The organism is Xanthomonas sp. NCPPB 3569, assembly GCF_041475645.2.
GTDB lineage: Bacteria > Pseudomonadota > Gammaproteobacteria > Xanthomonadales > Xanthomonadaceae > Xanthomonas > Xanthomonas phaseoli.
Map to the genome: position 1 here is coordinate 1,716,162 of NZ_CM192969.1, position 24,417 is coordinate 1,740,578.

The following is a 24,417-nucleotide window of genomic DNA, read 5'->3' on the forward strand; positions in this document are numbered from 1 at the left end:
GGTACGTACGCCACGCCTGACCCTGCTGCACGTTCTGCAGCAGGGTTTTTCCTGGGCTCAGCGGTGCTTGCCGTTTGCGTCGGTCACCCCGGGAATGGGTTGGGCGTTGGGAAAATGTGCACGCAATGCATCCACACCCTCTTGTGGCTTTGCCAGCGGCACAAGATCTTGACGGTTGGCGCGGCGCTCTGCGGTGGGTACCGAGACGGCTTGGTCGCGTTGCGCGATCAACGCTTGCTGCAGCTCGCCATCGCGATTGAACGACCATGCCAGCATCGGCTCGCCCAGCGGCAGGGTGTCGCCAGGCGCGGTGCCCTTGCGCGAACGCCAGGTGTGCCAGGTCTTGCCGTAGCTGTTGATCTTGCTGCGCATCAGTTCCTTCTCTGCGATCTGCGGCAGGTTGGGTGCAGAGAGCTGGCCGGAAAGAATTTCGCCGTTGTGCGGATGCCAAAAGTTGCGCTCGTGTGCCGGCAACTGCGCAAACAAGCTCTCCGAGATGATGTATTCGATGCCGGTGAGGTTGGCGCGGTCGGTGTTGCCGTCGTAGAGCGCGCATTGCGCAAGATCTTCATTGACCTGCTGGCAATAGTGATGCGCCTCCATTTGCTCATCTGGTGCATCCTTCATCGGATGGAAGCCGACCAGATAGATGTCCAGCTTGCCGACCGGGCCGCTGGGCTGCAGGACCTTCGCGCCGGCTTCCAGCACATTGGTCTTGGGAGTTTCCGGTGCGCCGGGCGGGGTGACCGAAGGCGGACTGCGCGAGCAACTGGCGCAGAGCGCAAGGCCGATCAACAGCGCTGAATGTCGCATGGCAATTCCCGTCAATGAGTGTGCTTCAAGCTAAGAGCGCGGATGGTGTGCCAGGCGTGAGCGCGGGCTGGGGCACGTAGTGAAGCTTCACCTCGCTTGAGCATCTGCTTAATGACGCGGCGGTCATGCTGTCGCACCTCGGACGCGGCCGCTCGCACATTCATGTCAGTCACTACACGCAAGATCGCGACGTTCAACGTCAATGGTATTGCCAGCCGTCTGCCGCACCTGCTGGAATGGCTGCAGCGCGAGCAACCGGACATCGTGGGCCTGCAGGAATTGAAATCGATGCAGGCTGCATTTCCGGAGCAGGCGATCCGCGATGCCGGGTACGGTGTGATTTGGCAGGGCGAGAAGTCCTGGAATGGCGTGGCCTTGCTCGCGCGGGGAACCGAGCCAGTGGAGATTCGTCGCGGGTTACCCTGGGATCCACGCGACACGCAAAGCCGCTACCTGGAGGCGGCGATTCATGGCGTGGTGGTGGCCTGCCTGTATTTGCCTAACGGCAACCCGCAGCCCGGGCCGAAGTTCGACTACAAGCTTGCATGGTTCGAGCGCCTGATCCGGCACGCGAAAACGCTGGTGGACCTGCCGCATCCGGTGGCGCTGATCGGCGACTTCAATGTAGTGCCCACCGATGCGGATATCTACGACCCCAAGGGCTGGCGCAAGGATGCCCTGCTGCAGCCGGAGAGCCGGGCGGCCTACCAGACCCTGCTAGCACAGGGCTGGACCGACAGCCTGCTGGCAATCCATGGCCAGACGCCCATCTATACGTTCTGGGATTACTTCCGTCAGCACTTTGCGCGCGACCGTGGGTTGCGCATCGACCATCTGCTGCTCAATCGCACGCTGGCGCCCGGCCTGCAGGACGCCGGCGTCCACAAGTGGGTACGTGCGCTGGAAAAGGCCAGCGACCATGCACCCACCTGGATCAGCGTGCGTGTGCCGGATGCCACCACTGAAGCAGCGGCCGATGCCACGCGCATTGCCAGCGTGCGCAAGCCGGGCGCAGCGAAAAAGGCGGCCTTGCCCAAGGCATCCGCCAAGAAGACGCTCAGTGGCACCGCAAAAAAGGCGGTCAAGAAAGTCGTTGCGAAGAAGGCCACAGCTGGATCGGCAAAACCACGCAAGTCGGTGAAAACACCAGCTGACTAGCTCAGCCGGCCGGCTGGCTGAAGGTCACGCAGCCTGTCTACGCTGCGCGTTCCAGCTTGCGGCGCTTGATCCGCTGCAATGCGTAGCCGGTCAGGGCCGTCAGCAGAATCAGCACGTTGCTGACGATAAACACCGCGTTGCCAACCAGATAGCTGTAGAGGATGAACAACACCGAGGCACTGATCTGGCCGAGGAACAGCCAGCGCGAGACGCCCTGCGCCGTATCGGAGCGCCATTGTTTGTAGATCTGCCGGATCAAGGTGGCGATCAGGATGATGCTGGCGAGCCAGCCCACGACGTCGACGACTTGCATGTGTGCGGTTGATCAATGACGGCCTGCAACCTTGCAGCGCACACTGTCTGCGTACCGTTCGAGCAGCTTCAAGCGTGGTGCCCCGTGATGCACGCCACGATCGCTAGATCCACGACGGCGCTGCATTAGCCACGCCTGTACCTGCTGCGCCAGGGGCCGGTATCCTAGCCGGGTCATCCATTGGTCGGCACTGTCCTGCACATGATCAGCTATGCCGAAGCAATCGCGCTGGTCCACGCGCACGTCGCAACCCTCGCCAGCGAGTGGGTGGCAAGCGCCGATGCCGAGGGACGTGTGCTCGCCGACGCCTTGTCGAGCCAGGCAGAGCTGCCGCCCTTCGACAACAGCGCAATGGATGGGTTTGCACTGGCGACCGCGCGGATGGGTGCGTTGGCAGACAGCGAGTACGTGGTGAGCGGCACCGTGGCGGCAGGGCAGGACGCCGGTGCGGCCGCGAGCGGTGCGGCCTGGGAAATCATGACCGGCGCTGGCGTGCCGCCGGGTGCCGATGCGGTGGTGCCGATCGAGCAAGTGCAGATCCTCGAACACGACGGCGAGCGCCCCTGCCGCATCCGCCTGCGCCAGCCGGTGCGTGCGGGCCAGCACATCCGTCGTCGCGGCGAAGACGTGCGCTTGCACGATCGCGTGATCGACGCCGGCACCGTGCTGCGCGGTGCGCACCTGATGCTGCTCGCCGGCCTGGGCTGCGCGCGAGTACACGTGGTGCGGCAGCCGCGCGTGGCCTTGATCGCCACTGGACGCGAGTTGATCGGCGACCCCGCACAACCCCTGCTGCCGGGCCAGATCCGCGATGGCACCAGCAGCTATCTGTTGGCTCAGTTGCATGCCGCCGGTGCCGAGGTCGTGTGGCACGGGCAGGTGAGCGACGACGATGTTGCGTTCGATGCGGCACTGGCACAGGCCCGCCATGCCGGTGCCGATCTCATCCTGAGTACCGGCGCGGTTTCGCGTGGTCGCTACGATTTCATCCCGGATGCGTTGGCACGTCATGCTGCCGACGTGCTGTTTCATAAGGTTGCGGTGCGACCGGGCAAACCGATACTGCTTGCACGCTTTGGTGATGGCGCGCTGTATGTGGGCTTGCCCGGCAACCCGATGGCCAGTGCGGCCGGGCTGCGATTTTTCGTCGAGCCCGCATTGCGCGGTCTGTTGGGCATGCCGGTTGAGCATGGCTTGCGCGTCGCATTAGAAGCGCCGATGCAGGCCCGGCCGATCTGGCGGCAGCATCTGCGGGCACGCCTGCTGTGCAGCGCGGCCGGGCAGTTGTCGGTGCAGATCCTGCCGCAGCAGGAGTCCTTTCGCGTGGCACCGTTGCTGCAGGCCAACGTCTGGGCAGTGCTGGAGCCGCAGGAGGAAGGAGCAGCAGCGAGCACGCATGCCGAGGTGTTCGGCTTGGGCCATCTGCAACCGGCCGCGCCGGCCATCGCGCCATGAACCTGCCGGTGCGTGCCATCCATCCTGGGGCTGTTGCATGACGCTGCAGCAGCCGTGGACGGGCGTGGTGCTGGCCGGTGGACGTTCCTCACGCATGGGGCAGGACAAGGCGTTGCTGCCCTGGCATGGGCGTCCGTTGCTGGAACAGATGCAGGCGCTGCTGCGACAGGCCGGTGCGCAACACGTGGTGGTCAGCGGCAACCGGCCCGAATACGCCGGCATTGCCGATGTCCAGCCCGAGCTCGGCCCGCTCGGCGGGCTGGCAAGCGTGATCGCAGGCGTGGCCGATGCGACCACGCTGGTGGTGGTGCCGGTGGATATGCCGCTGTTGCCGGCTGCGTTGCTGGCCAAGCTGCTGAGGCCTACGCAGTTCCGCTGTGTGGCCTTCGAGGACCAGATGCTGCCGATGTGCCTGCGCCTGGATGCCAGCGTGCGCGAGGCGTTGACGGTGTTGATGGCAGGCGCTGCATCGTCACGCTCGCTGCGCGCCTTGCAGCATTCACTGCAGTGCCATCGCGTGACTGTCACCGCCAGCGAACGCGCTGAGTTCGTCAATTGCAATACGCCCGAGCAATGGAGCCGGCTGATCCATGAAAATCCAGATTGAAGGCCAACATCTGCGGTTTCGTATCGACGAGGACGAGCTGGCCAGCCTGCTGGCCGGCCGCAGCGTCGACAATCTCAGTCGCTTGCCCAGCGGGCAGGGCGCACGGCTGGTCCGTCATAGCGTCAGCCTCACCGGTGGCCATGCGGCCTGCAATTGCGCCACCGATCATTGGCAGTTGGCGATCCCGCGCGATGCGCTGGAGGAACATGCACGGCAGTTACCGCGCCGCGATGGTCTTAAGTTCAGTTTCGATGCGGGCGCCGGGCACGCCGAGGCGATGGCCTTGCAAGTCACCTTCGACGTGGATGTGCGCGATAGCGCGCGCAAGCGCCTGCCGCGCGACTGAGTCCGCTGTCGATGGCGGTGCGCGTTCAGAGCAGGCTCGCGCGGCACTGGGTGCGCTAAGCTGCTGCCGAGCGGTCGAGCCCGCATTGCCGCGAGGAGATGGCGCATGCAGGACGTTCAAACCCGGCCGGCCTCTGCATCCGCCAGGCGCGTGTCTGGTGCCGATCTTGCCGGCAGCACTGCGCCGCGCGGCCGCGTTGGCTGTCGTCACGCGTTGGCAGGTGGCTGAGCATGCCGCGTGCAGTGGATTCGGCAATACGCAGGCAGGCGTCCTTGGCCAGCCGCCAGGCAGATCAGGCGCCGGCCAATGATCGCCGCATCGCCAATATCGTTCCCAACACGGTGCGCTCGCTGCTGGGCCTGGTCGAAGATCGCGGGCATCCGCCGGGGCGGCTGTGCAAGGGGCTGGGATTCACCGACCGCGACCTGCTGCTGTCCTACCAGCAGGTACGTGCGCTGATCCTGCGCGCGCGCCGGCTGCTGGACGAGCCGGCGATGGGCTTGGCGGCCGGCATGCGGCAACGGCCGGTGTCCTGGGGCCTGACCGGGCTGGCCATGCTCACCTGCGAAACCTTCGGCGAAGCGATCGGCTATGGGCTGAGCCATCAGCACGAAGCCGGGGCGATGATGCAGCACGTATTTGCGCAACAGGGGCGCGAAGCGTCCATCGAACTGGTGCCGCATGTGTTCGATCTGGAGATCGAGCCCTATCTCATCGAGGAAGCCTTTGCCGGCGCCCTCAATGTCAGTCGCTGCATGCTGGGTCCGGACATCCGACCGCGCGCGGTGGAACTGGCCTTCGCGCGATCGGCCCCGCTGGAGATCTACACGCGCTTTTTCCGCTGCCCGGTGCGTTTTGCTGCCGGCAGGAACCGGATGACGCTCGATGCCAAGTGGTTGGCCGCGCGGCTGCCGGGCTACGACCGCACCACCTGCGGGCTGTTGCGGCAACAATTGGAGACGCTGATCCAGCGGCCGCCGTCGCGCAATGAATTGGTCGAATCGATCGCATTGCGGCTGCGCAGCGATGCCGAGCGTGCGCCGCGGCAGCCGGAGCTTGCGCGCCAGGCCAATTGCAGCGAGCGCACGCTGCGGCGCCGGCTCGGCGCGCAGCAGGTCGGCTACCGGGCGCTGCGCGATGCCGCCCGCTACGAACGCGCGCAGGATCTGCTGCGCAATTCGCAGATGACCGTGGCCGAGGTGGCGCATGCGGTGGGATACGCCGATGCACGGGCGTTTCGGCGCGCCTTTCAACGCTGGGCTGGTCAAGCGCCCGGACAGGCGCGCGGGTCGCGATGAGCTGATCAAGGCGGGCGGGGAGTCGGGACGACATGCGTGCTGGCGTCCTATGGGAGCTTCGGAATCCGCCAGCAGTGCTCCGCCACATGCCGGCAACGGAAGTGGTGACAATCAGATGCGTCGCGCGTTCGCTTGCACCGGAATGGGCGGGTCTGCGCATTGATCAGGCGGCACCACTTCCCAGCCATCCTGGCATGGGCGAATCAGGCCGCGTTGCTGCAGCGATGCAAGATAGGTGCGATGCCCGCGCTCGGCGCTGCGCGCGAACAGCGGCAGGGCGCGCGTCAGCAGGTTGGGCAGCAACATGGCCAGCCGCACCGTCCACGACTCGCTGGGGCGCACGAAGCGCTCCAGGCACGGCGCATCCAGGCAGCGCAGCACCTGCAGTGCGACTTCGTCAGGCTGTTGCGGCCGATCCATGAACTGTAGCTTGTTGCCGCCGTGGAGGGCCTCGCGCATCAGCATCGGGGTGTCGGTGGCCGACGGGTTGACGATGGAGACGCGAATGCCCAGGCGTACGCCATCCGGTCCCAGGCAGAGCATGGCACCGCGCAGACCGAACTTGCTGGCCGAATAGACCGTCGACTCGGGCAACGGGAACATGCCGCCCAGCGAGACGATGTTCACCACGCGCCCGTCGCCAGCGCGCTGCAGTAGCGGCAGTAACCGGTGCGTCAGCAACAACGGCGCCAGCAGGTTCAACTCCAGTTCGCCGCGGATCGACTCGGGCGTGCGCTTTTCGAACGGCGTGGTGCCGACGATGCCGGCGTTGTTCACCAGTATCTGCAATTGCCCCCAGTCCGTGTCGAGTCGCTCTGCGAGCCGGTCGCGCGAAGCGGAGTCGGTCAGGTCGGCGACCTGCGCGCATGCCAATGGACCCAGCGCCTGCACCGCACGTGCCAGTGCATCGGCATCGATATCCACCAACAGGCAACGTACGCCGCGCTGTATCAGGCGCGCGGCGATCGCGCGTCCCAGTCCGCCGGCGCCGCCGGTGATCACCGCATGCCAGCCGCGCAGATCCTGCGGCCTAGCCATGGGCAACCTCGCTATCGGCCAGCCGTGCGGTGGAGGTAGTGCGCATGCGTGGATCGCCACTGGCGTCGAGCTTGAGCGCGTCGTACATGTGTTCGCCCAGCTCGCCCCAGCCCAGTTGTCTGCGCAGCTGCTGCAGATAGCGTTTGAATGCATGCGCCTCGATGTAGACGGCGTGGCGCTGCGATGCCACGAAACGGATGCCGCCGGACAGGTCCGGCGTATCGTTTTCGATCAACGCATCGAATCGGCGTGCGCTGGCCGGATCGCGGCGTTGCGCGGTCAGGTAGGACGCGATCATGTGGGCCTGGGTGTCGAACAGCTTGTACGCGCTGGAATTGGTTTCCAGGTAGCCGATCCCGAACAGGTTGCGATGCGTGCGGTTGAACATCGACAGGTACATCTGCGGGCGTCCGCCGTTCCAGAGGAAATACGCGCTGGCGTACGGGCAGCTCCAGCGGTAGCCAGTGGCGCAGAGCAGCAGGTCGATCTGCTCGCGGCTGCCGTCCTTGAACACCACGTGCCTGCCGTCCAGTCGCTCGATATCGGGTTTGACAGCGATGTTGCCGTGCTGCAGATGGTGCAGCAGCTGGGCGTTGAGCAACGGGTGACTCTCGAACAAACGGTGGTCCGGCTTGGGCAACCCCAGCTTGGTCAGATCGCCGTTGACCAGGCGCAGCAGCGCCGAGAAGATCGGGCGCGCCAGCCATAACGGCAGGTGCGGGCCGGTCTCGGCGATCTGGTCGACCGGAATCCCCATCAAGTGCTTGGGAATGAAGTGATAGCCACGGCGCACGCTGAGAAAGGCGCGCTGCGCATGCATGGCCGCCTCGCAGGCGATGTCCGCGCCGGAGTTGCCGGCGCCCAGCACCAGCACGCGCTTGCCACGAAATTCGTCGCCATGCCGGAAACTTACCGAGTGGCGGAGTTCGCCATCGAAGTGGCCGGGCAACTGCGGCATGCTGGGGTCCCAGTTGACGCCCGATGCACAGATCACTGCAGCGTAGATGCGCTGCGAGCCATCGGCCAAGTCCACCTGCCAGCGCTCGTCCGCCTGTTTGTGGATGCGCAGCACTGCCGTGTCGAACTGGATCTTCTCGCGCAGCCAAAATATCTCGGCGAAGCTGCGCAGGTAGGCCAGGATCTGCCGATGCGGCGGGTAGTCGGGGTAATGGCGCGGCATGGGATGGCCGATGAAGGCCGATAGATCGCGCGATGAAATGAAATGGGTGGAGTCGTAGATCGGCGAGCCGGGGTTGCTGGCGTCCCATATCCCGCCCAGGTCGCCGTGGCGTTCGAACTGGTCGTAGTCCAGCCCCTGCGCCTTGAGCGCACGTGCCGCACTGAGCCCACCCGGGCCGGCACCGATGATGCAGACCGCATCGCTGCGGTCGAGCGGGAACGTCTGGGACGGCGAAGGCGTCTGCATGGCGTGGCGATGTCCGAACCGGGATGACGTGCTCGACTGTAGGCGGACCAGCGCGCCATGCTGGGGACGTTTTCGGCCAGGCGGGGGGTGAAACCGGCCAAGCTGGGCAGCTGTTGCCTGCCTTCCTACGCGCCGTGATGCGGTGCCGATGACATGCGCTGGCGGGTGGCAGTCGAGCGCTATTGCGCGGCAGCCGGCATCATTTCCCGCCGATGCTAGGGGCGGGCACTCCGGCAATCGGTATGGCGAACGCACGCCTTGGCAGCAGGACACCGCGCGCCGAGCGTTGCTGGCATGCGGTGCGCAGTGGCGCGCGTCGAACCCGGCAACGCGCTTGGAAAAACCTAATGGAGCGGCAACCCCGGAACCCGCACCGACAGGATGCCCTGCGCGTGCAGGGCAGCTTCCAGCTCCGCCGGGATGGCATCGCCGCTGCCCACGCGCAAGACCACGACCTGCAGACCGGCGCCGACCAGCTCCACTACGATGGCCTGCTGCGCGCCCGGCGTCTCCGGCCAGCCGCACCGTTGCGCATCCCGGCGCGCCAGTTCCACCACCTCGGCGGGCACGTCCGACGCCAGCAGCAGTACGTCGGCCAGGTTCAGGGCACGCAAGGCATTGAGCGTGAGCAGGCCCGGATCGCCCGGACCGGCACCAACCCATTGCACGCTGCCGCGCGCCGGAACGCTGTCCACCGCATCCAACGCGGCGGCAAAGGCGGCTTCGGCGGCGACGGTATCGCCGGCCTGCAGCAATTGCGGCACCTTCCCGTCGATCACCTGGTCGAACCACCGCCGCCGCCGGTTCATGTCCGGCAACTGCTGACGAATGCGCTCGCGGTGCCGGGCGAACAAGGCCGCCAGCGTACCCACCGACGCATGCAGTTCGCGCTCCAGTCGCTCGCGTAGTCGGCGCGCCAGCATCGGCGCCGCGCCCGCCGACGAAATCGCAATCACCAGCGGATCGCGGTCGACAATGGCCGGCACTTGGTAGGTGGAGAGCTCGGCATCGTCCACGACATTGACCAGACGCTGGCGTGCGCCGGCCGCTGCGGCGACGCGTCGATTCAAATCCACATCATCGGTGGCGGCGACGACCAGCCACACGGTGTCGATCCAGCCGGGATCGAACTCGCCTGTCATCTGCTCGAAGCGCCCGGCTTGCAGCAACTGGGCAAGTTCGGGCGAAAGCGCATGCGCATACAGCCGGATGTGCGCCTGCGCCTTCAGCAGCGCCAGCACCTTGCGTGTGGCGACTTCGCCGCCACCGATGACCAGCACGGCACGCCCCTGCAGGTTGGCGAACAGCGGAAACAACGGCATTGGACACACTCCGAAAAGATGGCTCGCACCAACGCCATGTTGCATGGCACCATCAGGCCACGTCCATGCCTCGCAGCTGTCAATGCGTGTCTTGCTGGTCAACGATACCGAAAAGCCCATCGGCGAACTGCGCCAGGCCCTGACGCGCGCCGGCTACACGGTGCTCGATGACGTGGCCTCGGTCAGCGCGTTGCTGCATGCCGTGCAACGCCAGCAGCCGGATGTGGTGGTGATCGACGTGGATTCGCCTTCCCGCGACACCTTGGAGCAGCTGTCGATGTTGCATGCGCACGCGCCGCGGCCGGTGGTGATGTTTTCCGGCGACGGCGACGATGCGTTGATCCATGCCGCGGTCGGCGCGGGCGTGACGGCGTATGTGGTGGATGGCTTGGCGCCCGCGCGGTTGGCGCCGATCGTGCAGGTGGCGCTGGCCCGTTTTGCGCAGGAAAGCAGCATGCGCAAGCGCCTGGATGAGGTCCAGCAGGCGCTGCAGGACCGCAAGCAGATCGACCGCGCGAAGGGCTTGCTGATGGAAAAACGTGGCCTGAGCGAGGCCGATGCCTATGCGGCATTACGCCAGCAGGCAATGAAGCAGGGCGTCAAGCTGGCCGAAGTGGCGCGCCGCATCGTGGCAATGGCCGAGTTGTTGGGGTGAATCTATGAGTCAAGCCGAATATCCCGTCGTGCGCGTGGCCTATCTGCCATTGATCGACTGCGCGCCCCTGGTCGCTGCGCAACGCCTGGGTCTGGACCATCAACATGGCCTGCAGCTGGACTTGCAACGACAAGCATCCTGGGCCGGCGTGCGCGACCGCTTGTTGGCCGGTGAGGTGGAAGCCGCGCACGCCCTGGCCAGTCTGGTGTATGCGATCGAGCTGGGCATCGCCGGGCCGCAATGCCCGATGGCGTTGCTGATGACGCTCAATCACAACGGCCAGGCGATCACGCTGGCGCCTGCACTCGCGCACGCGTTGGCGGCTGGCCGCACGCTGCCACAGGCATTGGCAGGATTGGGGCGGCGTGCGGTGTTCGCGCAGACCTTTCCGACCGGTACGCATGCCCTGTGGCTGTATTACTGGCTGGCTGCAGGCGGGGTAGACCCGATCGGCGATGTGGATGTGCTCAGCATTCCGCCACCGCAGATGCCAGAGGCGCTGGCCAGCGGATTGGTCGACGGCTATTGCTCTGGCGAGCCGTGGGCGGCGGTGGCCGACGCGCAGGGCACGGGGCGGCGTGTGATCCGCAGCGGCGAGTTGTGGCCCGGTCATCCGGAAAAAGTGCTCGCCTGCCGCCGTGAATTCGCAGCGCTGCAGCCGGAATTGAGCGAGCGCTTGACCGCTTGCATGCTGGAGGCCTGTCGTTGGCTGGACGCGGCGCCAGCCAATCGCGCGCAATGCGCACAGTGGCTGGCCGAGCCGCAGCATATCGGGGTGCCGGCGACGCATCTGGCGGTGTGTCTGGGGGCGCATCCCGAGGCTGAGTCGCATGTTGGTCACGACGCTGCCGCCGTTGATGCGACTGCGCTGGCTTTCCACCGCGGCGGGGTGGTGAATATGCCGTGGCTATCGGACGGCGAGTGGTTCCTGGGCCAGTTCCAGCGCTGGGGGTGGCATGACGTTCAGGACGACGACATCGCCCGGCTCGGCGATATCCACCGACTCGACAACTATCGGCGTGCCGCCGCATCTGTGGGGGTCGCCGCGCCGGACAGCGATCATCGCAGCAATCGGTTGTTCGATACGCCGTAAAGCGATGGATCAGGCGTGTTGCACTCTGCGTTGAGGGTCGGAGGGCCTATGGGACTGCTTAGAGAGCGGTTGGTGTGCGGTGTGGCTGGCAGGGCTCTTGCCAGACCATCATCACGGAACACGCTGCGAAGCTCTCACGCGGCATCCATGCCGCATAAGGTCCCGCCACGGTGGGCGGGGAAGGGCCAGTCGAGATGGTCGGTGCGCTAGGTGCAAACAGAGCAAACAGCAAGCCGCGCGACGCGGTTTCCTCGCTCTTCGACAAACTGCCAGCCAATTGTCTGGTTCGGTGCCCTCGCAGCTTGCGGGACCGTTGGCGGCATGGATTCCGACTTCGAGCCTGCACGGACGTACTTGCGGCGTGTCCTGCGAGCGGTGCGGGCACCGTTCGCTCCGTCGGGCAGGCATTTGATCCAGGCATTCGTGCCAATGCCTTCGACTGCACCCAGTAACGCCATCTAGGTTGCTGACGCGCAATGCGCCGGCCTGGCGTCATGGATCGCGCGTGGAGGGATGGCGTGTCGCAGGACTGTCTGTCGATCGCGCCCGCGAGTAACGCACGTTGTTGGTGCAATGCTGCACGAAAGCCGGGAATGGTGAGCTGCGCCAGCGGCGACCAAGTATCGCGCACGATGCCCGCAGTCAGCCGCCAACCCTTGATTTCTCAAGCACTTGCAGCGCGACGAGGGTGCGGTGAACAAGTTGGCACGGTGATTGCGTAGGACGCACATGCAGGTACAACGGCGTGCCTGCAACAACATGCAGACGATGCCAGCGGCTCAACGGCGAGCCGCACGCATCCAGGACAACGGCGTCCTTCCGGTTTACCGGAGGGCGCCGTTTTTTTGGCCATCGCACTCGAAGAGGTCTCTATGCAGCGCTCGTTCTGGCGATCAGGGCATACGCCCACGTTGTTCGCATCTTTCCTGTATTTCGACCTGAGCTTCATGGTGTGGTATCTGCTCGGTCCGCTGCAGGTGCCGATCGCGCAATCGCTGGGGCTGGATACGCAGCAGCGTGCCTTGATGGTGGCAGTGCCTATCCTGTGCGGCGCCGTGTTGCGCCTGGTACTGGGCATGTTCGCCGACCGTATCGGCGCCAAGCGCGCCGGCATGGTCGCGCAGCTGGCGGTGATCGCAGCACTGTTCGGTGCATGGCAACTGGGCGTGCACAGCATGGGGCAGGTGCTGTTGCTGGGCGTGCTGTTGGGGATTGCCGGCGCCTCCTTCGCGGTGGCATTGCCGCTGGCATCGCGCTGGTATCCGCCCGAACATCAGGGCACCGCGATGGGCATTGCCGGTGCGGGTAATTCCGGCACGGTGCTGGCGGCGTTGTTCGCCCCGATGCTGGCGGCCGCTTTCGGCTATCAGAACGTGTTCGGGCTGGCGTGCATTCCTTTGGTGCTGACGCTGATCGTGTTCGCAACCATCGCCAAGGAGGCGCCGGCGCCGGTGGCGCGCAAGCAGTGGTCCGACTACGGCCGGGTGCTGGTGGGCAACCGCGATGCGTGGCGCTTCATGTGTTTCTACGCGATCACCTTCGGTGGTTTCTCCGGCTTTGCCAGCGCACTGCCTGGTTACTTCCACGACCAGTTCGATTTCGATGCGCGTACCGCGGGCTGGGCGACCGCAGCGTGCGTACTGGCGGGCTCGGTGATGCGCCCGCTCGGTGGCGTGATTGCCGACCGCCTCGGCGGTACGCGCGCCTTGCTGGCGGTGTATCTGCTGGTCGCCGCGCTGGTGGGCATCGCCGGATTTGGTGCGGGCGGCGCCACGATCACGTTGGCGCTGTTCGTGCTGACCTTGTTGTGCCTGGGCGCCGGCAATGGCGCGGTCTTCCAACTGGTGCCGCAGCGCTTCGGTCAGGACATCGGCGTGATGACCGGCCTGATCGGCATGGCAGGCGGCATCGGTGGATTTGCGCTTGCCGCAGGGCTGGGCGTGCTCAAGCAGCACACCGGCAGCTACGCGATCGGCATGTGGTTGTTCGCTGCATTCGCGCTTGGCGGTTGGGCGTTGCTGGCCGGCGTGAAGGCGCAGTGGCGCAGCGAATGGACCGCCGCTGGCGCGGCGCGCGTCTGATATGTCGACAGGAGCCCAGGCAATGAAGCAACCCAGACTCGTCGTCATCGGCAATGGCATGGCCGGTATCCGCACCGTGGAAGAACTGCTCAAGCTGATGCCGGGCATGTACCACATCACCGTGTTCGGCGCCGAGCCGGCGAGCAGGACTTCGACGACATCGTGCTCAATCCGTTGCAGTGGTATCACGACAACGGCATCCACCTGCATGTGAACAAGGAGGTCACGCGCATCGACCGCGTGCGCCGCCGCGTGATTGCGGCCGACGGTACCGAAGCCGAGTACGACCGCCTGTTGATCGCCACCGGCTCGGTGCCGTTCGTGCTGCCGATTCCCGGTAACGATTTGAAAGGGGTGATTGGGTATCGCGATATCCAGGACACGCGCACCATGATCGATACCGCGCGTACCAAGCAACACGCGGTGGTGATCGGTGGTGGGCTGCTCGGCCTGGAGGCGGCCAATGGCCTGAAGCTACGCGGCATGGAGGTCACCGTGGTGCACCTGGCCGGCTGGCTGCTGGAACGCCAGCTCGACCCGGTGGCCGGCAACCTGCTGCAACAAGCCCTGCGCGCGCGTGGCCTGCACTTCAAGCTGAGTACCGCCACCAGTGCGCTGCTGGGCAATGCGCAGGGCGAGGTGATCGGGGTGAAGTTTGCCGACGGCAGCGAGATTCCGGCCGATCTGGTGGTAATGGCGGCCGGCATTCGCCCGAACACGCGTCTTGCCGAAGAGGCGGGGATTCATTACGCGCGCGGCATCGTGGTCAACGACAGCCTGCAAAGCTTCGACCCACGCGTGTATGCGGTGGGCGAGTGTGCAAACCATCGCGGCATTGCCTACGGTCTGGTGGCGCCGTTGTTTGAGCAGGCCAAAGTGTGTGCGAACCATCTGGCGCAGTTCGGTATCGGCATTTATCGCGGTTCGGTGGCATCGACCAAACTCAAGGTCACCGGCATCGACCTGTTTTCTGCCGGTGATTTCATGGGCGGCGATGGCTGCGAAGAAATCGTGCTGTCCGACCCGGCCGGTGGCGTCTACAAGAAGCTGGTCATCCGCGACGATGTCCTGGTGGGCGCGTGCCTGTATGGCGACACCAGCGACGGTGGGTGGTACTTCAAGTTGCTCAAGGACGGCACACCCATCCAGGCGCAGCGCGATCAACTGATCTTCGGCGAAAGCGCGCTGGGCGATGCCGGCACCGGTGGCCAGGACCGCGCCAGTGCGATGGCCGACAGCGATGAAGTGTGCGGCTGCAATGGCGTCTGCAAGGGCACGATCGTCAAGGCGATCAGCGAGCAAGGCCTGTTCACCGTGGATGAGGTGAAAAAGCACACCAAGGCGGCCAGTTCCTGCGGCTCGTGCACCGGCCTGGTCGAGCAGATCCTGATGAATTGCCTGGGCTCCAACTTTCAGGAAACCCCCAAAACCAAGGCGGTATGCGCCTGCACCGACCTCAGCCACGGCGAGGTGCGCCGCGCCATCCGCGAGCACAAGCTGCTCACCCATGCACAGGCGTATGCCTTCATGGAATGGCGCACGCCCAACGGTTGCGCCACCTGCCGTCCGGCAATCAACTACTACATGCTGTCGACCTGGCCGCGTGAGGCCATCGACGACCCGCAGTCGCGTTTCATCAACGAGCGTGCGCACGCCAATATCCAGAAAGACGGCACGTTTTCGGTGATTCCGCAGATGAAGGGCGGGGTGACCAACGCCAGCGAGCTGCGCCGGATTGCCGATGTCGCCGACAAGTATGCGGTGCCCATGGTCAAGGTGACCGGCGGCCAACGCATCGATCTGCTTGGGGTCAAGAAAGAAGACCTGGTCGATGTGTGGCGCGATCTGGGCATGCCCTCCGGCCATGCGTACGGCAAATCGATCCGCACGGTGAAGACCTGCGTCGGTAGCGAATTCTGCCGCTTCGGTACGCAGAACAGCACGCAGATGGGGATCGACCTGGAAACCATGCTCGCCAACATGTGGAGCCCGCACAAGGTGAAGCTCGCGGTGTCCGGATGCCCGCGCAATTGCGCCGAATCCGGCATCAAGGACGTGGGCATCATCGCGGTGGATTCCGGTTGGGAAATCCATATCGGCGGCAATGGCGGCATCAAGACCGAGGTGGCGCGCTTCCTGGTCAAGGTGACCACCGCCGACGAAGTGCGCGAATACACCGGCGCGTTCCTGCAGCTCTACCGCGAGCAGGCCTATTACCTGGATCGCACTGTGCACTACATCGCGCGGGTGGGGCTGGATTACATCCGTGCACACGTGGTGGACGATGCCGCCAACCGGCGTGCGCTATACGAGCGCCTGCTGTATTCGCTAGAGGGTCTGGTCGATCCGTGGAAGGCGCGTATCGCCGGCGAGCGCCGGCAGGAATACCAACCGCTGCGCGTTGCTGCGCCGACCGCCACGGTGGAGCAATGAGCATGCCGCACGACGCATGGGTGCACGTGTGCGCCTTGCAGGACTTGCCGACACTGGGCGCGCGCGTGCTGGAGGTTGAGGGCCTGCCGCCGATTGCCATCTTCCGCACCACCAGCGACCAGGTGTTCGCGCTACGCGACCGCTGCCCGCACAAGGGTGGGCCGCTGTCGCAAGGCCTCGTGGCCGGCGACACCGTGACCTGCCCGTTGCATGGCTGGGCCATCGGGCTGCAGAGCGGGCAGGCGTGCGCACCGGATGTGGGCTGTGCGCCGCGTTACCCGGTAAAGGTGGAAGCCGATGCGGTATGGATCGTGTTGCAGCCGGTGATCGAGCCGGATGCCGTTGCCGAGCCCGCCGTATGAGCGAAGGCCTGCAGCATCTGTCGACCCACGAAGCCGCGCAGCCGCAGGCCGCGTTACCGATGCACCGCATCACGCGGTCGACCTGCTGCTACTGCGGGGTGGGGTGCGGTGTGCTGATCCACAGCGAACACGACGCCGATGGCGAACGCATCGTCGGCATCGAAGGCGACCCGCTGCACCCGGCCAATTTCGGGCGCCTGTGCAGCAAGGGGCTGGCATTGCCGCAGACGGTGGCCAGCACGCAAGGGCGTGTGCTCGAACCGCAGCTACGCCGTCATCGCCAGGCGCCGCGTGCCGTAGTGAGTTGGGAGCAGGCACTGGACCATGTGACCCACAAGCTGGCCGCGATCATCCGGGAGCATGGCCCGGACGCGGTGGCGTTCTATCTCTCCGGGCAGCTGTTGACCGAAGACTATTACGTCTTCAACAAGCTGGCCAAAGGCTTGCTCGGTACCAACAACATCGACACCAATTCGCGGCTGTGCATGTCCAGCGCCGTGAGCGCCTACAAGCTTGCGCTGGGTGCCGATGGCCCGCCCACCTGTTACGACGATCTGGAGCTGGCGCACACCGTGCTGTTTGCCGGCAGCAACATGGCGTATGCGCATCCGGTGCTGTTCCGCCGGCTGGAGGAGGCACGCGCGCGCAACCCCGACATTCGCTGGATCGTGATCGATCCACGGCATACCGACACGGCGGCCATGGCCGATCTGCACCTGGCGATCGAACCCGGCACCGACGTCGCCTTGTTCAACGGCATGTTGCATCACCTGATCTGGGAGAACCTGGTAGACGCGCGTTTCGTGGCGGCACACACGGAAGCATTCGATGCCCTCAAGCGGATGCTGCGCGAATACACGCCGCGCATGAGTGCCGAGATCTGCGGCATTTCGCACGAGGATCTGGTGCAGGCGGCCGAGTGGTTCGGGCGCAGCCCTGCAGCGTCGTCGCTGTATTGCATGGGCTTGAATCAGTCCGTGCACGGCACCGACAAGAACCTGGCGCTGATCAACCTGCATCTGGCCACCGGGCAGATCGGCAAGCCGGGCGCGGGACCGTTTTCGTTGACCGGCCAACCCAATGCGATGGGCGGGCGCGAGGTGGGCGGCATGGCGACCATGCTGGCGGCGCATCGCGAGATCGCACATGCCGACGACCGCGCCGAACTGGAACGGCTGTGGGGCGTGCCAGCGGGGCGACTCTCGCCAACGGCAGGCGCACCGGCCGTGCAGTTGTTCGAGCGGTTGCGCGCGGGCACGCTCAAGGCGGTGTGGATCGTGTGCACCAACCCGGTGCATTCGATGCCGGAGGTCGCCGGGATTCGCGCCGCGCTGGAAAACGCCGAGGTGGTGATCGTGCAGGAAGCCTTTTCCGGCACCGACACCGTGCCCTATGCCGACGTGTTGTTGCCGGCCGCCAGCTGGGGCGAAAAGGACGGCACGGTGACCAACTCCGAACGCCGCATCACCCGCGTGCGCAAGGCGGTGGAAGCGCCCGGGCAGGCACGTGCGGATTGGTGGATTGCCAACGAAGTGGCGCGCCGGCTGGAAGCGCGCCTGGCACCAGCGAGCGGGCCGGGCCTGTTCGCATTCAACCACCCTGCGCAGATTTTCGACGAGCATCGCGCCCTCACGGTTGGCCGCGACCTGGATATCAGCGGTCTGGATTACGCGCTGCTGGATCATGGGCCGCAGCAATGGCCGTTCCCGGCAGGCAATACGCAAGGGCAGGCGCGTCGTTACACCGACGGCATATTCGCGCATGCCAACGGACGTGCGCGCTTCCACGTCACGCCGTACCGCAAGGTGGCCGAGTCCACGTCGGCACGGTTCCCGCTGCGGCTGCTCACCGGACGCCTGCGCGACCAGTGGCATGGCATGTCGCGCACCGGGCGGGTGGCGGCGGCATTCGCGCATAGTCCCGAGCCGACGCTGCGCATGCATCCAGGCGATGCGCAGCGGCGTGGGCTGGTGGCCGGCGAACTGGTGCAGATCGAAAGCAAGCGCGGCGCGCTGGTGCTGCCGCTGGAACTGTCGGATGAGCTGCGCTCGGGCACGGTGTTTGCCCCCATGCACTGGAGCGGGCAAAACCTGTCCAGCGGCGGCATCAACGAAGTCAGCACGCCGGCAGTGGATGCGCGATCGCAACAGCCCGAGCTCAAACACACGGCGGTGCGGGTGGAAAAGACCACGTTCGGCTGGCATCTGCTGGCAGCGCGGCGCGGGGATGCAATCGCCTTTCAGCAGGCGTTGCAGCCGCTGTTGCGCGACTGCGGCTATGCATCCCTGCGTCTGCATGCCGAGCCCTCGAGCGGCACCAAGCGCCATGCAGCCGGGGATTGGGTCGTGCTGCATGCCGCCTGCGAACGCGCGCCCGATGCCAGCTGGCTGGATCGCCTGATTGCCGCCTTGCAACTGCCAGCTGGTGCGGATGTGCTGGAGTACCGCGACCTGCGCCGCGGGCTGATGCGCCGCGTTGGCTGGCGCATGCAAGACGGGCATCACCATATCGACGGCGTGCTGCTCACTGCCGCGCAACCCAGCGACGCCGATCGGTTGTTGCTCGCCACCGCATTGGCGGGCAAGCCGTGGCGTGAGGCGCGGCTGTCGGTGTTCGCGCATGCCCACAGCGTAGCCAGCGACCCGTTCGTGTGCACCTGCATGCAGGTCTCGGCCGCCGCGATCCACGCGGCCATCGACGACGGCGCCGATGTTGCGCAGCTCAAGCAACGCCTGGGCTGCGGCACCGTGTGCGGCTCCTGCGTGCCGCAACTAACTCGGCTGTGCCGGCAATCGCGGCTTGCGTGAGCGCACCTGTCCTACGAATGCACCGTCCCTCCACACCCAGCGAGATCTCCAATGTCAGTCACACCTTCCTGCGCACGTGATGTGGTGTTGTTGTCCGCCGGCCCGGGCGATCTGGAATTGCTCACCATCAAGGCGGTGAAGGCGCTGGCGTCGGCGCAGGTGCTGCTGCTCGACGATCTGGCCAACCCGGAGATCGTCGAACTCGCACCGCAGGCGCGCGTGATCCGGGTCGGCAAACGTGGCGGATGCCGTTCGACACCGCAGGAGTTCATCTGCCGGCTGATGCGTCGCTATGCGTTGCAAGGCCTGCGCGTGGTGCGCGTGAAAGGGGGCGATGCGCTGCTGTTCGGACGCGCTGGCGAAGAGATCGCCTTCCTGCGTCGTGCCGGTGTCGGGGTGCAGGTGATCAACGGCGTGAGTGCGGCATTCGCTGCGGCGGCCGCACTGGAGGTCTCGTTGACCCATCGCAGCCACTGCCATGGCATCACCTTCGTCACTGCGCACACCCACGACCACGGCGAGCCGAATTGGGGTGCGCTGGCGGCCAGCGGCACCACGCTGGGCATCTACATGGGCCTGCGCCGCGCAGATGCGCTGGCCGCTGCATTGCTGGCACATTTGCCGGCCAGCACGCCCGCTGCCATCGTGCAGGCCGCCACACGGCCGGAGCAGCAACGTCGCCTCACCACCCTGGGCGACCTGGGGATGACAGCCAGCGCGCTGCCGCCGGGTTTGCCGACCTTGTTGCTGGTGGGCGATGCGCTGTCCGAAGCTGCTGCCGGGTGCGACGACCGCGGTGGGCCGATGGTGGTGCAGGCAATGGGGTGAGGCAGCGCACTCCGGATGACGCGGCTGCAGGGCAGGGCGATTCGGGTTCACGACGTCCGCCTGACATGGTGCGCGTGCGCCCGGGGACTGCTTGTCGGGGCTTGGGGCCAGCCGCATGCGTACATGGACGGCACGGCACGCGTAATGGTTCCGGCCTGGCATCGACGTCGGCCAGTGGTACTGACCTGCACGCAGTCGCGAAGTTTTCGCCGGGCATAAATCAACGCCTGGTGCGTTGAGGGCGCATCAGTGCGCGCCAGGATGTACGCGCAGTCTGGTACGGGCACTGCCAGTTTCGTCCTGTGGCTGCGTCGCCGTCTTGGCATTCCGGTGGCAGATTGATCAAGCGATCTTGCGGGTTACCAGGATGCGCGCTGCGAGGTGTTGCGCACATCATCGTTTAGACGACTGCCTCACGCAGACGATCGAGTGAGCCGAACGCCAGGTCCGATGCCTGACGTGCGTGGCAATCCGACTACGCCAGATTCGAACGTGCCTGGATCAGGGCAGCCGCTTGACCTAGGCACGGCCGCTGTTGCTGCGGCGCCGCGCAAGCCGTCTCGCCACATCCGCACCGCAGTAGCGCCACGTGATAGCGCTATCCACCTATGAGGTAGGCCCCATCGTCCGGCGACGCGAAGGTGTGCAAGATTTGCGCAGCGAGCGCAGCCGTTTTTTCCTGCATCCGTCCGCAATCCACCGCCGGGCCTGCCTTTCCGGGTTGGCACGAATGTTGCGGTTAGCCCAATACCCAGGCGTAACCGAAGCATCGAGAGGAGGCACAGTGGAAGACGGACAAAACACGACCCGTAGCCGGCGCGGCTTTGCCGCATTGGATCCGGAGAAGCGCCGCCTGTTGGCGAGTAGCGGCGGCAAAGCCGCGCATGCCAGCGGCAATGCGCACGAATTTACCAGCGACGAAGCGCGCGAAGCTGGCCGTAAGGGCGGTCAGGCGGTGAGCCGCGATCGCGATCACATGTCGCGGATCGGCAGCAAGGGCGGGCGTTCCAAGCAGGCCAAGCCGCAAGAAGAATCTGCTTAATCCAGCCATCGTCGCGCGATGACGCGCCGGTTTGGGAGCGAATTTTGCGGTTCGTTGGACACAGGCGCTACGCCCACGCGGCCAGCGCCTGTGCTGTTTTAGGCTTGAAGCCAATCGATTGCTCCACGCGGAAATGCGCAATCGATTGCAGATTTTGTGCACGTCATCGTCGCGCGTGATGTCATGCGCACCAGGAAAGATCCATGAGTGCTTGGTGTGCAACGCATCAAGCGCAAGCGAGAAATTTTTGCACTCCTGCATGACGTCCGACATCGATTGCATGGAAAAATTTCCCGCGTGCCCTGTTGCAGCTCCCAACCCGGCAGGATTTGCAGCCCACCGGTGTGTGGCGCTTGCAGCACCGCTTAGGAATAAAGCATCCCAACGACCGGTGCCGGGCATAGAACTAGGATAGTCAGCGCGGTCAGCGGCGCTACGCTGCATGCAGTGCCTCAGTAATCGCCGCGCGGTCCCCAGTTCCGTTGCGATTGCGTACAACCGCCTTTGGATGGCGCAGCCGTCGATTCCTCTGTGCCATGTCAATGCCACGTAGACGTCGCACGCAGCGTTCACTTGGAACAGGCGCGTCTTTCATCCACGCCGCTGCAGGCTGGATATATCGCAAACAAACAGGAGAACCCCATGGCCGAACCCCAAGAAAATCTGATGGACTGGCTGCGCGATGCGCATGCAATGGAGCAGCAGGCCGAGCAGATGCTCAAGGCCCAGGCTGCACGCATCGAGCACTACCCTCAGCTCAAGGCCCGCATCGAGCAACATTTGGAAGAGACGCTCGGGCAACAGCGCTTGGTCGAGTCGTGCATCGAGCGTCTGGGCGGATCACCGTCAATCATCAAGGACGCCATGGGCAAGATGGCCGCATTCGGGCAGGCGATGGGCGGCATGACCACCTCCGACGAAATCGTCAAGGGCGCGATGGCCAGCTACGTGTTCGAGAACCTTGAGATCGCCACCTACACCGCGTTGCTGGGTGCCGCCAAGACGGTGGGCGATGTCGAAACGCAGCGCGTGTGCGAGCAAATCCTGCCCGAGGAACAGGCCATGGCCGATTGGCTGCTGGCGCATCTGCCGGAGTTGACCGAAGAGTTCCTGGTGCGCGACGCCACGCCAGGGGTCACGGCAAAGAAATAAGCGTCAGCAATACAAGCTTCATCGGCCCCGCACTGCGGGGCCTTTTTGCTTCTGTGCGCAGAGCGCTTACCCTTGGCGTCTTCTTAGCACCGGTATCTGCAATGACGACAATCCCCATGTATCCGATCGGTACGCCCGGGCAACCGTGGGGCGAGCCGGAACGCGCCATGTGGCGCGCACGCCAGCTGCAGCAGCGCAGCTACGCGGACGACGTCGTGCAGCAGGTCGCCGCACTGGCCGTGCGGTACCAACGCGTGCGGTACAGCACCATTGCACATGCGCAAGGGGAGTATCCCTTGCTGGCACTGCGCAGCGCGCAGTGGGACGACAGCCTGCCATGCGTGTTGGTCACTGGCGGCGTGCACGGCTACGAAACCAGCGGCGTGCAAGGTGCGCTGCAATTTCTGCATCAGCGTGCTGCCGATTACGCAGGCAAATGCAATTTACTGGTGGCGCCGTGCATCAATCCCTGGGGCTACGAACGCATCCAGCGTTGGAATGCCGATGCAGTCGATCCGAATCGCGCCTTTCGCCACGACAGCCCGGCCGAAGAGTCGGCTGCGCTGATGCGGCTGGTGGCTGCGAGCTCCGCGCAAATGCTGGTGCATATCGACCTGCACGAAACCACCGATAGCGACGAGAGCGAGTTTCGCCCTGCGTTGGCGGCGCGCGACGGTGCGGTGTTCGTGCCGGGGAGTATTCCGGACGGGTTTTATCTGGTCGGCGACAGTGAGGATCCGCAGCCGGCCTTTCAGCAGGCGGTGATCGCAGCGGTGGCCCAGGTGACGCATATCGCGCCTGCCGATGCCGATGGGCAACTCATCGGTGCACCGGTGGTGGGGCATGGGGTCATCAATTATCCGGTGCGGCGGCTGGGCTTGTGCGCCGGCGTCACCGATGCGCGGTATCGCACGACCACCGAGGTCTATCCGGATAGCCCACGCGCCACGCCCGACCAATGCAATGCTGCGCAGGTCGCGGCCATCTGCGCGGCAATCGACTACGCATTGGCGCAGCACTGAGGGCAGGGCGGGCGCCTAGAGTAGCCAGCAACACTGCTGTGCAGCCGCCAGGCCGGCGCGGCCGGTGCTCGGAATCGGCATGTACCGCGCGTACCCCGGTTCCTCCGCGCCGTCCACGCCACCTGACGACTGCTCGCTACGTTTGTTAGCCGCTCTCGGGCGCGTACACGACAGGGTTGGCCGGCAAATCGCCGTATGCCGCACGCAGCGATTGCGCGCGCGGATTCGGACCTGGGTCCTGCGGCTGCGTCGCCTGTCTGCGACGCGTCTGCACGGCTGCGCATCGTCGACGCACCGGCGCCTTGCCCGTCTGGCGAACACAGGACGAGCGCACGCATGCAGCCTTGCGCGTACAGCTCGTAGACTACGCGTTCATAAGTCGCAGGAGCGCAGATCCATGCAACACGATGCATTCAATGGCGCACGCAGGCGCGTAGTGGCTGGCGTGGTCGGGATGACGTTCAGTGGTGGCGCGTTTGCACAACAGACCAACCCGAGGAATACCATGGCGCAGGACAGCAGCTGGCACGCCGGAACCTGGCTCAACCGGCCGAAGACACTCGCTATCAACGGCGACACGTTGGATGTGGTCACCGACCAGGCGACCGACTTCTGGCGCAAGACGCACTATGGGTTCACCCGCGATAGCGGGCACTTTCTGGGCATCGAGACGGGTGCAGGCTTCACCGCGCAGTTGCGCGTGCGCGCGCAGTACGAAGCCCTGTACGACCAGGCCGGCATCATGGTGCGCGTGGACGAGCAGCACTGGGTCAAGGCCGGAATCGAACTGAGCGACGGGCGTGCCATGCTCAGCAGCGTGTTGACCAACCCGGTATCGGATTGGGCCACTGGTCCTTACGAAGCCGACCCCAAGGATTTCTGGATCCGTGCCACGGTTGCCGACGGTGTGCTGCGCCTGCAGGTCTCTGCGGACGGCCGTCACTGGCCGCTGGTGCGGTTATGTCCATTCCCGCCAGCAAGCGCCTATCGGGTCGGACCGATGTGCTGCACGCCCGAGCGCGCCGGGCTGAAGGTGCGCTTCTCCGATTGGGCACTGAGCGCGCCGCTGGGCAAGGACCTGCACGATCTCAGTTGAGCAGTTGGAGTATTGATTCAGTGCAGGCGAAAGGGTGGACGTGCATCGCATCGCAAGGCATCGCGCATCC

The 24,417-nt window shown here is 65.3% G+C and carries 20 protein-coding genes, 1 other RNA gene and 2 pseudogenes; 17 read left to right on the forward strand and 6 right to left on the reverse strand.

From position 1 onward, the window contains the following. Window positions 1–57 precede the first annotated feature (57 nt). Entirely contained in the window at window positions 58–828 is a 771-nt protein-coding gene (locus tag ACCQ03_RS07325) for an OBAP family protein (RefSeq protein WP_209226918.1), read from the reverse strand. Window positions 829–975: 147 nt separating this feature from the next. Between ACCQ03_RS07325 and xth the strand changes: the two genes are divergently transcribed. After that, window positions 976–1,971: an exodeoxyribonuclease III gene (xth, locus tag ACCQ03_RS07330; protein ID WP_209226915.1), complete on the forward strand. Its 996-nt coding sequence runs from the start codon at window positions 976–978 to the stop codon at window positions 1,969–1,971. Between the two features lie 37 nt (window positions 1,972–2,008). Here the strand turns inward: xth and ACCQ03_RS07335 are convergent, their stop codons facing one another. Next, window positions 2,009–2,284, reverse strand: a complete 276-nt coding sequence (locus tag ACCQ03_RS07335) for a PQ-loop domain-containing transporter (RefSeq protein WP_057678119.1) — start codon at window positions 2,282–2,284, stop codon at window positions 2,009–2,011. A gap of 180 nt (window positions 2,285–2,464) precedes the next feature. Between ACCQ03_RS07335 and ACCQ03_RS07340 the strand changes: the two genes are divergently transcribed. The 4 genes from ACCQ03_RS07340 to ACCQ03_RS07355 all read left to right on the forward strand — a co-directional run bounded on the left by ACCQ03_RS07340 (window position 2,465) and on the right by ACCQ03_RS07355 (window position 5,990). Continuing rightward, window positions 2,465–3,739: a molybdopterin molybdotransferase MoeA gene (locus ACCQ03_RS07340; RefSeq protein WP_209226913.1), complete on the forward strand. Its 1,275-nt coding sequence runs from the start codon at window positions 2,465–2,467 to the stop codon at window positions 3,737–3,739. 37 nt (window positions 3,740–3,776) lie between these two features. Next, on the forward strand, window positions 3,777–4,346 hold the full coding sequence (gene mobA / locus ACCQ03_RS07345; RefSeq protein ID WP_209226911.1) for a molybdenum cofactor guanylyltransferase: 570 nt from the start codon (window positions 3,777–3,779) through the stop codon (window positions 4,344–4,346). Next, window positions 4,330–4,692, forward strand: coding sequence for a hypothetical protein (locus tag ACCQ03_RS07350; RefSeq protein ID WP_057678116.1), 363 nt, complete (start codon window positions 4,330–4,332; stop codon window positions 4,690–4,692). The genes mobA and ACCQ03_RS07350 overlap by 17 nt, the downstream gene beginning before the upstream one ends. A gap of 230 nt (window positions 4,693–4,922) precedes the next feature. Next, entirely contained in the window at window positions 4,923–5,990 is a 1,068-nt protein-coding gene (locus ACCQ03_RS07355) for an AraC family transcriptional regulator (protein WP_057659464.1), read from the forward strand. A 111-nt stretch (window positions 5,991–6,101) separates the two neighbouring features. Here ACCQ03_RS07355 and ACCQ03_RS07360 read toward each other — a convergent pair whose 3' ends face one another. The 3 genes from ACCQ03_RS07360 to ACCQ03_RS07370 all read right to left on the reverse strand — a co-directional run bounded on the left by ACCQ03_RS07360 (window position 6,102) and on the right by ACCQ03_RS07370 (window position 9,776). Continuing rightward, complete coding sequence (locus ACCQ03_RS07360; RefSeq protein WP_057659466.1) at window positions 6,102–7,028, reverse strand: SDR family NAD(P)-dependent oxidoreductase; 927 nt, start codon at window positions 7,026–7,028, stop codon at window positions 6,102–6,104. Then, window positions 7,021–8,454, reverse strand: a complete 1,434-nt coding sequence (locus ACCQ03_RS07365) for a flavin-containing monooxygenase (protein WP_209226910.1) — start codon at window positions 8,452–8,454, stop codon at window positions 7,021–7,023. Before ACCQ03_RS07365 ends, ACCQ03_RS07360 begins: the two co-directional genes overlap by 8 nt. Window positions 8,455–8,798: 344 nt before the next feature. Beyond that, window positions 8,799–9,776, reverse strand: coding sequence for an NAD(P)-dependent oxidoreductase (locus tag ACCQ03_RS07370; protein WP_057687129.1), 978 nt, complete (start codon window positions 9,774–9,776; stop codon window positions 8,799–8,801). A gap of 82 nt (window positions 9,777–9,858) precedes the next feature. On the opposite strand from ACCQ03_RS07370, the gene ACCQ03_RS07375 reads away from it, so the two are divergent. From ACCQ03_RS07375 to ACCQ03_RS07410, 8 genes and pseudogenes are all read left to right on the forward strand, one after another. Continuing rightward, window positions 9,859–10,431: an ANTAR domain-containing response regulator gene (locus tag ACCQ03_RS07375; RefSeq protein WP_008575394.1), complete on the forward strand. Its 573-nt coding sequence runs from the start codon at window positions 9,859–9,861 to the stop codon at window positions 10,429–10,431. A 4-nt stretch (window positions 10,432–10,435) separates the two neighbouring features. Then, on the forward strand, window positions 10,436–11,524 hold the full coding sequence (locus ACCQ03_RS07380; RefSeq protein WP_209226909.1) for a CmpA/NrtA family ABC transporter substrate-binding protein: 1,089 nt from the start codon (window positions 10,436–10,438) through the stop codon (window positions 11,522–11,524). Window positions 11,525–12,435: 911 nt separating this feature from the next. Further along, entirely contained in the window at window positions 12,436–13,605 is a 1,170-nt protein-coding gene (locus ACCQ03_RS07385; protein ID WP_170922331.1) for a nitrate/nitrite transporter, read from the forward strand. Between the two features lie 58 nt (window positions 13,606–13,663). Then, window positions 13,664–16,038: pseudogene (gene nirB / locus ACCQ03_RS07390) on the forward strand (nitrite reductase large subunit NirB). After that, window positions 16,035–16,400 (forward strand): nitrite reductase small subunit NirD, encoded by a 366-nt coding sequence (gene nirD / locus ACCQ03_RS07395; RefSeq protein WP_209226908.1) that lies wholly within the window; start codon window positions 16,035–16,037, stop codon window positions 16,398–16,400. The pseudogene nirB and the gene nirD overlap by 4 nt, the downstream one beginning before the upstream one ends. Before the next feature lie 59 nt (window positions 16,401–16,459). Further along, window positions 16,460–19,207 carry a nitrate reductase gene (locus ACCQ03_RS07400; protein ID WP_506185210.1) on the forward strand — a complete coding sequence of 916 codons (2,748 nt, stop codon included), beginning with the start codon at window positions 16,460–16,462 and terminating at the stop codon, window positions 19,205–19,207. Window positions 19,208–19,288: 81 nt separating this feature from the next. Beyond that, window positions 19,289–20,035, forward strand: a complete 747-nt coding sequence (gene cobA / locus ACCQ03_RS07405) for a uroporphyrinogen-III C-methyltransferase (protein WP_170922334.1) — start codon at window positions 19,289–19,291, stop codon at window positions 20,033–20,035. Window positions 20,036–20,819: 784 nt separating this feature from the next. Continuing rightward, complete coding sequence (locus ACCQ03_RS07410; protein WP_005916070.1) at window positions 20,820–21,077, forward strand: KGG domain-containing protein; 258 nt, start codon at window positions 20,820–20,822, stop codon at window positions 21,075–21,077. 84 nt (window positions 21,078–21,161) lie between these two features. Here the strand turns inward: ACCQ03_RS07410 and ACCQ03_RS07415 are convergent. Beyond that, window positions 21,162–21,359 (reverse strand): annotated as a pseudogene (locus tag ACCQ03_RS07415) (hypothetical protein); the annotation flags it as partial. A 360-nt stretch (window positions 21,360–21,719) separates the two neighbouring features. On the opposite strand from ACCQ03_RS07415, the gene ACCQ03_RS07420 reads away from it, so the two are divergent. The 4 genes from ACCQ03_RS07420 (at window position 21,720) to ACCQ03_RS07435 (ending at window position 24,347) form a co-directional block, all read left to right on the forward strand. Further along, the gene (locus tag ACCQ03_RS07420) at window positions 21,720–22,229 is read left to right on the forward strand and encodes a ferritin-like domain-containing protein (protein ID WP_057679397.1); all 510 of its coding nucleotides are present in this window, start codon (window positions 21,720–21,722) and stop codon (window positions 22,227–22,229) included. A gap of 101 nt (window positions 22,230–22,330) precedes the next feature. After that, window positions 22,331–23,251: a M14 family metallopeptidase gene (locus tag ACCQ03_RS07425; protein ID WP_209226906.1), complete on the forward strand. Its 921-nt coding sequence runs from the start codon at window positions 22,331–22,333 to the stop codon at window positions 23,249–23,251. A gap of 79 nt (window positions 23,252–23,330) precedes the next feature. Continuing rightward, window positions 23,331–23,402, forward strand: a non-coding RNA gene (locus ACCQ03_RS07430) — sX9 sRNA. 246 nt (window positions 23,403–23,648) lie between these two features. After that, window positions 23,649–24,347 carry a DUF1349 domain-containing protein gene (locus ACCQ03_RS07435; RefSeq protein ID WP_017158273.1) on the forward strand — a complete coding sequence of 233 codons (699 nt, stop codon included), beginning with the start codon at window positions 23,649–23,651 and terminating at the stop codon, window positions 24,345–24,347. Window positions 24,348–24,417 lie beyond the last annotated feature (70 nt).